Here is a 10,491-nt window from a genome sequence, read left to right as displayed (position 1 = left end):
GCGCGCCCGGTGCCGGATTGTCAACGGGCTGGTCCTGCCAGGTGGCGCGATCCAGCGCCAGCAGCGGAATCGACAGGGTCGGCAGTTGCCCGAGCCATTCGCTGCGGGTCAACAAGGCAACCGGTGCGCTGTCCTCGAGCAGGTAGCGACGGCGTTCTTCCGGCAGGCTCGGATCGACCGGCACATAGGCGGCTCCGGCCTTGAGGATCGCCAGCAGCCCGACCAGCATCTGCGGGCCGCGGTGCAGGCTGATGGCGACGCGATCATCCGGTTGCACGCCCAGCGTACGCAGATGGTGGGCCAATTGGTTGGCCTGGCGATTGAGTTCACCGTAGCTCAGCACGGTATCGCCCTGGACCATGGCCGCCGCCTCGGGCAACCGCTCGGCCTGGGCCTCGAACAGGCCGTGCAGGGTCTGCCCACGGGGGAAGTCGACCGCGCTGGCATTGAACGCCACCAGGACCTGTTCGCGCTCTGCCGCGGGCAGGATCGCCAGGCTGTTCAGTGCCGTGTCCGGCGCCTGCTCCAGTGCCTGCCGCAAGCCCTCCAGGGCATTGCGCATCATCTCGCAGATCCGCTCTGCGCCCGCGGCTGCCACCACGTGGACGGTCAGGCGGAAGTCTTCGCCAAGGTCATCGACACTCAGGCTCAGCGGGTAGTTGCTGCGCTCCCGGGCGCCCAGCACCTGGACGCCTTCGGCGACGTCGATCACCTCGGCGGCATCGCCCGCGGCGCTGTGACGATAGTTGAGCATGGCGCTGAACAGCGGCGTCGGCGCGCTCACGCCACTGCAACGCTGGGCCAGCGCCAGGGACGCCTGCTCATGATCGAGCAGCGCGGTCAGGCGCTCATGGGTGGCGAGCACGCCGGCACGCACGCCCTGCCCATCCACGTCGATCCGCAACGGCAAGGTGTTGATGAACATGCCCAGGGCCCGCTCGGCCCCCTCGCCGGCGTCCATCCGGCCCAGCAGTACGGTACCGAACACCACCGCCTCGCGCCCGGACAGGCTACCCAGGACCCGCGCCCAGGCCAGGTGCATCAGGCTCGCCGCACTGACCCCAAGCTGCCGCGCCTGATTGCGCAGGCGCAGGCTCAGACCCGGTTCCAGGGTCAGCCGGCCCTCCTCGGTACCGATGCCGTCATCGGCGACTTCGCGCAGGCCGAAAGGCAAGGTCGGCTCGTCGATATCGCCCAGCATGTCGCGGAAAAAGCTTTCGTGCGCGGCTTCATCGAGGCTCATCCGCGCACGGGCCAGATAATCGCGGAACGCGACCGCCGGCGGCACCTGCGCGGCCTCCCCGCGCAGACAGGCGGCGATCTCCTGGCGCACCACGTCCAGCCCGGTGTGGTCCATGACCATGTGATGGAACAGCAACAGCGCGACCACCCGCCGGTTGTTCTCGTCTTCGGCGAACACCAGCCTGAGCAACGGCGCCTGGCGCAGATCGAGACGGTAGTCGCGGGCATCGTGGGCCTCGCGCAGACGGGCCAGCACATCGCCCCCGGCGGTATCCGGGCGCATTTGCTCGCAGACCAGCGGCGCCTCGCGCCAGACCACCTGCAGCGGCTCGTCCAGGCTCTCCCAGGCGATCGAGGTACGCAGGATGTCATGCCGGCCGATGACCCATTGCAGGGCCTCGGCAAAACGCTCCAGGCGCTCGCGACTGTCGAAGGCGAACTGCGCCTGCAGCACGTAGGGGTCGCCCTGGGACGCGGACAGATGGTGATAGAGCATGCCGCTCTGCAGGGGGGCCAGCGGGTAAATGTCCTGCAGGTTGGCCGCCCCGCCGGGAACGGTGGCGACGATACGGTCGATGGCCTGCTGATCCAGGCTCACCAGCGGCAACATGTCCGGGGTGATGCGAAAGGCCGGGCTCAGCCAATCACCGTCATGCCGAGCCACCAGCTCGAGCAGTTGCGCCTTGTACCGGCTCAGTTGATCCCACAGCGCATCGTCCAGCGCGTCGTCGTTACCCAGGATCACCAGGTCGTCATCTTCCCGTTGAAGACGGATCGCATGGGTGGAAATAACTGCCATCAATTCGCTGAACTGCATAGTGAGACCTGCTTTTAATTCGGTTGACGAGAAAGTCCATTTTCAAAGGCAACGTGGCAGCAGTACTGCATGCCCTTGTACTGACGGAGCGGAACCGGGCGCCGGGCCGGAAGGAGGCTGAAGGAAAAATGGCGTCAATTAGCCATCACTGTTTCAATATTTGAGAAACTAAATCATCCGCATGGCAGGGGCTGACACGGCAAGCGGGGACACCCCGCGACATGTGTCCCGGGCTGGAGGGGGGTTTGTGGAACTTTTTGCGACAGCGGGACTGCCCGCTGCGGCGGGTCGTCGGAACGCCGCCCACAGCAAGCCGGCTCCCGTAGGAGGGTGTCATGCCCGGAATGAGCGCATGACACCCTCCTGCGGGAGCCGGCTTGCTGGCGATGGAGGTCTTGCTGTCACTGCGCAGCCAGTCAGCGCAGCCCCCTACAGTCGACGCTTGCGGCTCAGGGTCGGGATGGTGGTCACCGGCACCTGTACCTGCTGCACGCGGCCGACGGACCTGGCCGCGAGTGCTGCCAGGGTCGGCTGGTTGAACACTTCCCGAGCATCGGCATTCAGCCCCGCCTGGCGCATCCGCGCGACCAGGCTGACGGCCAGCAGCGAGTGCCCGCCCAGTTCGAAGAAGTGGTCGTTGCGTCCGACCCGTTCGATCTTCAGCACCTCGGCCCAGATCTCGGCCAGGGCGATCTCGACCGGCCCGCGAGGCGCCTCGTAGTCGCGACTGATCACTGCGTCCTGACCCGGTGCCGGCAGGGCCCGGCGATCGAGCTTGCCGTTGGGACTCAACGGCAGGACGTCGAGCTGCACGTACGCCGAGGGCACCATGTAGTCCGGCAGCAAGCCCAACAGGTAGCCACGCAGCGCCTCGATCGTCGGCACCTGTCCAGCCACCCGGGCGGTGAAGTAGGCCACCAGCCGCTCGTCGCGCATCAGCACCGCCACTTCGCGCAGCGCTTCGTGCGACAGCAGCGCCGCCTCGATCTCGCCCAGCTCCAGGCGCAGGCCATGCAGCTTCACCTGAAAGTCATCCCGGCCAAGGAACTCGAGGTTGCCATCCGGGCGGTAGCGCACCAGGTCGCCGGTCCGGTACAGGCGATCACCCGCCACGAAGGGACTGTCGATGAAGCGTTCGGCGGTCAGTTTCGCCAGCCCCAGATAGCCCCGGGCGACACCGACACCCCCGATATGCAGTTGCCCGCTCACCCCCAGCGGCACCGGCCGATCATGGGCATCAAGCACATACACCCGGGTGTTGCAGATCGGTTTGCCGATCGGCAGTTGCAGGGCCGGCACCGGGGCGCCCGGCTCCAGGGTCCAGGCGGTGCTGTCCACGGTGGCCTCGGTCGGACCATAGACGTTGTGCAGGCGCACCTGCGGCAACTTCGCCTGCACCGCCTGGGCCAACGCCGCCGTCAGCTCTCCACCACCACAGAAGACGTCCGTCAGGCTGCGACACTGGCTGACCTCGTCCTGCTCGATGAACTGCTGCAACATCGCCGGGACGAACTTGATCACACGGATCTGCTGCTCGCGCACCAGACCGACCAGGTAGTCCGGATCGCGATGTCCGTCGGGACGCGCCAGTACCAGACGCATGCCGACGGTCAGCGGCCAGAAGAACTCCCACACCGAGCCGTCGAAACTGAACGGCGCCTTTTGCAGCAGACCGCTGTTGCCCATCTCCGGGCACAGCTTCGAACTCCAGTGCATCAGGTTGCACAGCCCACGGTGTTCGAGCGCCACGCCCTTGGGCGTGCCGGTGGAGCCCGAGGTATAGATCACGTAGGCCAGGTTCGAGGGACCGAGCTCGGCGATCACCGGGTCGCTCACCGGGCGGTCCTGCCAGGTGTTGTGGTCGAAATCGATCAGCGGGATGGACACCGACCCCAGCAGGTCACGCGTCGCCTGGTGCACCAGCACCGTCACCGCCGAGCTGTCCTGCAACATATAGCCCAGGCGCTCCCATGGATAGCCCGGATCCAGTGGCAGATAGACACCGCCGGCCTTGACGATCGCCCACAGGCCGATGACCAGCTCCGGTCCGCGCTCGACGCAGATCGCCACCCGCGCATCCGGCCGCACCCCCTGCTCGCGCAGATGGTGGGCCAACTGGTTGGCCCGCTCGTTGAGTTCGCGATAGGTCAGTTGCCGCTCCCCGGCCACCAGTGCCACCGCCTCCGGGGTGCGCCGCACCTGCTGCTCGAACAGGGCCTGAATGCATTGTTCCAGCGGATGGTCGGCCTGCGTCGCATTGAGTTCATCCAACAGATAGCGACGCTCCGCCGGCGGCAGGATCGGCAACCGGTCGAGGGCCGTACCCGGTGCCCGCTCGAGAATTTCCACCAGCCCCTCCAGGGCCGTCTCCAGATAGTCCAGCACCCGTTGCGCCCCCAGCGATCGCGGTGCCGCGGCCGCCAGGCGAAAGCCCTCGCCGAGATCGTCGATAGACAGCATCACCAGGTGACTGACGATCTGCGCACTGTCCAGCAACTCGACGCCCGCATTCGCCGAGCCCAGCGGTGCGGCGGCGGTATGCCGGTAGTTCAGCAGGCTGTTGAACAGCGGCGTGGTGGCCGCCACCGCACTGCAGCGCTGGGCCAGGGCCAACGGTGCGTGCTCGTGGGCCAGCAGCTCGGTCAACCGCTGGTGGGTATGCCGCAGGGCATCGGCAACGCTCTTGCCACCCAGGGCTATTCGCAGGGGCAAGGTATTGATGAACATGCCCAGGGCCCGATCGGCCCCCGCCCCGGCCTGCAAGCGGCCCAGCAGCACGGTGCCGAACACCACATCGTCGCGGCCCGACAACCCGCCCAGCACCTGCGCCCAGGCCAGATGGAAAAGGCTCGCCGCACTCACCCCCAACTGCCGGGCCACACCACGCAGACGCTGGGCCATTGCGCCGTCCAGCGCCTGTTCCAGGCGCTCGTGATCCTGGCTGTCGTCCTGGCGACGCTGCTGCCCGAATGCCAGCGTGGGTTCCTCGACATCACCCAGCAATTCACGGAAAAACGCCTCGTGCCCGGCTTGCCGCTCGTCCTGACGCACTTGCGCGACGTAGTTGCGGTACGGCACCGAGGGTGCGAGCTGCCGTTCATGGCCACCCATGTGCGCATCGATTTCCGCCAACAGCACGGCGGTGGACGTCGCATCATTGATCAGGTGATGGAAACGCAGCAGGCCCAGCCAGCGACCGTTCGCCGCGTCTTCGGCGCAGGCCAGCGCCATCAGCGGTGCCTGGCGGATGTCCAGCGGACGCTGAACCGGATCGAACCGCGCCAGCAACTGCGTACCGACATCGCCCGCATCGGCTGCCGGTTCCAGGGTTTCGACCGCCAGCCGGGCCTCGCGCCAGACCACCTGCAGCGGTTGTTCCAGGCCTTCCCAGGCCAGGCTGGTACGCAGGATATCGTGCCGCGCGATCACCGCCTGCAGCGCCTGGGCAAAAGCCTCCAGGCGCTGGCGATCATCGAAGGCGAACAACGCGTATTGCTGGTAGGGATCGCCCGCGGTCGCGGTCATGTGGTGATAGAGCAGCCCTTCCTGCAGCGGTGCCAGCGGATAGATTTCCTGCACGTTGGCGGCGTGACCGGGGACGTCGGCGACGATCCGGTCGATGACCGCCTGCTCCAGCTCCACCAGGGCCAGCATCGACGGAGTGAGGTGCTGACAATCGGCAGCGACCCGGTTGGCCGGCACCTCGACCGCCTGGCGCGCCGTCACCGAGGCGGCCAGCGCCACCAGGGTCGGCTGGCCGAACAACACCCGGACATCGGCCTGCAACCCGGCCTGGCGCATGCGCTCGACCAACGCCACGGCCAACAGTGAGTTGCCCCCGAGTTCGAAGAAATGGTCCTGGCGCCCTACCCGTTCGACCTGCAGCAACTCGGCCCAGATCCGCGCCAGAGTGGTTTCGACAGCCCCCTCGGGCGGCTGGTACTCGCGACTGACCAGCGCAGCGGCGGTCGGGGCCGGCAGGGCCCGCCGGTCAAGCTTGCCGTTGGCCGTCAGTGGCCAGGTTTCCAGTTGCACATAGGCGCTCGGCAGCAGATGCCCCGGCAGGTAGCCCTGCAAATGGCCATGCAGGGTCTGCGCAGGCAGCGCCCGATCGGCGATGAACCAGGCCAGCAGGCGTCCCTCACGCAGTTGCACGACCGCCTCGCGCACCGTCGGATGAGTGGAAACCGCGGCCTCGATCTCGCCCAGCTCGACCCGTACGCCACGGATCTTCACCTGGTCGTCGTTGCGTCCCAGGTACTCCAGGCTGCCATCCTGGCGCCAGCGAGCCAGGTCGCCGGTGCGGTACATGCGCGCCCCCGGCTCGCCGCTCCAGGGGTCGTCGAGAAAACGCTCGGCGGTCAGCTCGGCACGGTTCAGGTAGCCTCGCGCGACCCCGGCACCGCCGATGTACAGCTCGCCGACCGCGCCGATCGGCAGCAGACGCTGCTGCCCATCGAGCAGATGGATCCGCGTGTTGGCCACTGGCCGGCCGATCGGCAGCACCCGACCGGGCGACAGGGCACCGGAGGTGGCGACCACCGTGGTCTCGGTCGGTCCATAGTTGTTGATCACGGCGAAACGCCGGGCCTGGCTGAACTGGCGCAGGCGGTCGCCACCGATCAGCAGGGTGCGCAGGGTCGGGTGCTCCAGCTCGCGACTGAAGGCGTATTCGGCCACCGGCGTGGGCAGGAAACTGATGTCCAGTGGCTGTGCGCACCACCAGGCCAGCAACGCATCGATGTCCTCGGCGCCCGGAGAGACCGGCGCCAGGTGCAGGGTCGCGCCGGCACACAGCGCCGGCCAGATCTCCCAGGCCATGGCATCGAAGCCGAAGCCGGCCAGGCTGGAGACCTGGCTGTGCCGGCCAAGGTCGAAGGCGCGGTTGTGCCAGTCCACCAGATTGGACAGCGTACGGTGTTCGACCATCACCCCCTTGGGCAGGCCGGTGGATCCGGAGGTGTAGATCACATAAGCCAGGTGCTGCGCGCCGAGCCCGGCCACCTGCGGGTTGGCATCGCTGCCGGCGTGCCAGCGCGGGCTGTCCAGTTCGACCCGCGGCACCGATGAAGGCGGCAGGCGCGCCAGCAGTTCGGCCTGGGCCAGCACCGCCACCGGCGCGCTGTCCTCGAGCAGGTAGCGCAGACGCTCGTCGGGATGGCTCGGATCGACCGGGACATAGGCGGCCCCGGACTTGAGGATGGCCAGCAGCGCCACCAGCGTTTCCAGCCCACGCCGGGCGACGACCGCCACCCGGTCGTCAGGGCGCACGCCCAGCATCCGCAGGTGGGCAGCCAGGGCATTGGCCCGCCGGTTCAGCTCGGCGTAGCTCAGCGAACGGTCCTGGTGCACGGCCGCCACGGCCTCGGGATGGGCGGCGGCCTGTTCCTCGATACGCTGGTGGATCGTCGCGTCGCGGCGATAGTCGGCGGCACTGCCGTTCCACTGTGCCAGACGCCGGCTCTCCTGCGGCGCGAGCAGGGAAAACGCCGCCAACGGCCGCCCGACATCCGCCAGGCCCTGCTCGAGCACATGGATGACCCGCGCGGCCAGCGCCTCGACCTCACCGGCCTCGAAGTAGGCCGCATCGTAGACACAGTGCATCCAGACACGATCGTTGAAACGATTGCTGCGCAGATGAATCGCCAGCGGCATCGACTCGTGACGGTTGGAGACCTTGACCGTGTGTGCTGGCACCTGTCCATAGCGGTAGTCGTGGTCATCCTGTTCGTAAGACACCGACACCTCGAACAGTTGTGCCCGGTCCTCGCGCAGCAGGCCGAGGCCGCGGTTGAGTTCGCTCAGGGGAAAGCGCTGGTGGCGCAGGTCCTGCCGAAGCACCTGGCCGATGCCCCGCACCAGTTCGCCGAACGTCGTGGTGTCAGGGAATGCCAGCCGCGCCGGGCTGACCTGGGCGAACAGCCCGAGGGTCGCCTTGAACCGGGCATGGGTGCGATTGAGGATCGGCAACCCCACCACCCATTCGTCGCGCTGGTGACTGCGGGTAAAGCACAGGTACAGGGCGGCCAGCCAGACATGGAAGGTCGAGGACTGACAGGCCTTCGCCAGGCTCTGCATGCGCTCGTGCAGTGCCGTGGGCACCGCCTGGACCACGCTGTCGCCGGGTGGCGTGCCGGCGACCGGGCGTTCGCGATGACGGGGCAGCAGCATGGGTTCGGGGAGCGTGCGGTACTTGTCGAGCCAGTAGTCGCGATCGCGCAGGTAGCGCGGCGATGCCTGATAGAGCCGGTCCTGCTCGATGAAATCGACATAGGAGGCGGCCGCTTCGTCCACTTCCTCGCCTCGCGCCAGGGCACTGTAAATCCGCCCCAGGTCCGCGAGCATCTGGCCAAAACCCCAACCGTCGAGAATCAGGTGGTGCGCCTGGGTCCCCAGCAGGTAGTGCTCCTCACTCAAGCGCATGAGGAAAAACCGGAACAGCGGCGAGCCATCCAGCGGATAGACCTGGACCATCTGCTGCTCGACCAGTTCCAGGGCGGCGGCCAGCGGCTCGGCATGGTCGGCGAAGCAATACAGGGGAACCTGCACGGCCAGTTGCTGGACGAACCTCTGCTGCGGCAGGCCGTCGGAACCGGGCAGCAGCACGGTACGCAAGGCATCGTGACGACGGACCAGGCATTCGATCGCCCGCCGCAACAACGACGGATCCACCGCGCCACCGAGCTCCACATAACCGCCGATGTTGTACAACGGCGAATCTCCCCGGCTCGACTGGTCCAGCCAGATATCCTGTTGGGCGGCGGTCAGTGGGTAAGGCACGGAAGCCGGGCAGGCAGCCTCGGTGGCGGCCGTTGAAAAAAACCTCTCCATAGATCCTTCTCGTTGTATTGACTGGGGAAATCCAGGCGTCGATCCATCGATCACAACGCGCTGTCGGCGAAGACGACACGATGGGCAGCACGGGTCGCCGGCGCACCCATCCGAGCCAGTGTGGACGGATTCGCCAGCCACGGCTTGCTCGAATACCCCGACTACATCAACCCAAGTTCTTGTAGGAAATCAGCTATAGCCCCAGGCAAGAGCGCTTGGAACGGCAACCAAAATGACAAATATAAACTTTAAAAATCAAAGAGTTAACGCAATACGCCAAACAGCGACGCTCCACCGGCCGAGCCTTTCGCCCGCCGAAATACCCGCTGAACCCGGCGTTTTTCCATGTCATTTTGTGTCCCGGTTTTCCATTACAGACGCCAGACAGATGTATAAGATTAAATCCGGCCCGTAATCCTCTTCAGGGAGAAGAGGATTGCTTGCAAACACGGATGCCAGAGCGCTTTCGCCCGGGTCCGGCTCAAGGATGATGACGATATGAGTCTTGGCAGCAGCATGACGAACCTTGAAACCCCCCATTTCTATTGTGAACTGGGCGAGCTGATTTCCAGTACGGGCAACGATCGCTTCGCGGCGAACATGCTGCGGCTGGTGGACAAGCTGGTGCCAGTGGACCTGGTCGAACTCAGCGAATGGACACTCGACGAGCGCCAGGCCAGCGTGCTCGATATCAAGCCACTGGGTTGCGCCGCACTGGAACAGGACCCTGCACCGGCCCCCGCGCTGCACCACCACGACCACAATCCGCTGCTGGAAAGGATGACCGGGATGGATGACCCGCTGCTGATCCAGATGAAGGCCGGCACCCGAGGCTCCCGGGAGAACAGTCACCAGTGCAATCTGGTATCGCGCACCGCCAACCGGCGCTGGGTCATCTCGTTTTGCCGCCCTCAGGTGCAGCCGGTGTTTTCCCTGAGTGAACTGTCGTTCCTCAAGAACCTCTCCGATACCCTGCTGCCGCTCACCGAGCGGCACGCCTGGATCAGCCGGCAGACAGCCGCACGAGCGGAGATCAATACCTCGCCCGCGGCTGACCTCGACCTGGAACACAAACCGCTGGAGCAGGCCTTCGACGAGCGGCTGGCGCTGGAGCAGATCGTGCTTTCGGCCAGGGAAAAGGAGGTCTGTCTCGGGCTGCTCAGTGGCGGCACCATTCCACGCCTGGCCGAACAGCTCTGCGTGAAGAACAGTTCGATCGAAACCTACCTCAAGCGTGCCGCCGGCAAATTGGGTGTCAGCGGCCGGCACGGACTCGCACGATGGATGGCCCGAGCGTGACAATGAGCAAGTCGCCGATCTTCCTGCTGCTCATGGCACTGTTGCTCGGCGCCTGCTCGCTGATGCCGGAATACCGGCAACCCGCTTCGCCCAGTGCCGCACGGTTTGCGTCGGGACCGGCCTGCGCCGCCCCCTCCGCGACCGACGCCCCGGTCACGGCTGGCGCCGACTGGCAACGGCTGTTCCAGGCCCCGTCGATACACCGGTTGATCGCCAACGCCCTGGACGACAACCGCGAACTGCGCGTGGCCGTGCTGAACGTGGAAGCCTTCCAGGCGCAGTACCGGATCCAGCGGACCGAC

At 66.4% G+C, this 10,491-nt stretch carries 3 protein-coding genes and 1 pseudogene; 2 read left to right on the top strand and 2 right to left on the bottom strand.

The genetic code is table 11. The annotated features are described in order from the left end of the window. Nucleotides 1–2,059: condensation domain-containing protein (locus tag K675_RS31085; RefSeq protein WP_037006903.1), on the bottom strand; the 2,059-nt coding region annotated here is incomplete at its 3' end. A 429-nt stretch (nt 2,060–2,488) separates the two neighbouring features. After that, nucleotides 2,489–8,890, bottom strand: a complete 6,402-nt coding sequence (locus tag K675_RS0120000; RefSeq protein ID WP_017905256.1) for a non-ribosomal peptide synthetase — start codon at nt 8,888–8,890, stop codon at nt 2,489–2,491. Between the two features lie 498 nt (nt 8,891–9,388). On the opposite strand from K675_RS0120000, the gene K675_RS0119995 reads away from it, so the two are divergent. Beyond that, nucleotides 9,389–10,189, top strand: coding sequence for a helix-turn-helix transcriptional regulator (locus K675_RS0119995; protein WP_017905255.1), 801 nt, complete (start codon nt 9,389–9,391; stop codon nt 10,187–10,189). A 2-nt stretch (nt 10,190–10,191) separates the two neighbouring features. Further along, a pseudogene (locus tag K675_RS31080) lies at nt 10,192–10,491 on the top strand (multidrug transporter); the annotation flags it as partial.

The sequence above is a fragment of the Pseudomonas fuscovaginae SE-1 genome (assembly GCF_000364705.1).
Classification (GTDB): Bacteria; Pseudomonadota; Gammaproteobacteria; order Pseudomonadales; family Pseudomonadaceae; genus Aquipseudomonas; species Aquipseudomonas fuscovaginae_A.
The sequence above is the reverse complement of the archived record's forward strand: the minus strand, read 5'-3'. Positions and strand labels throughout refer to the sequence as shown.

Excerpts from the sequence above, each read along its gene's own strand:
- K675_RS0120000 (WP_017905256.1), bottom strand. The coding sequence starts at position 8,890 with ATGGAGAGGTTTTTTTCAACGGCCGCCACCGAGGCTGCCTGCCCGGCT.
- K675_RS0119995 (WP_017905255.1), top strand. The coding sequence starts at position 9,389 with ATGAGTCTTGGCAGCAGCATGACGAACCTTGAAACCCCCCATTTCTAT.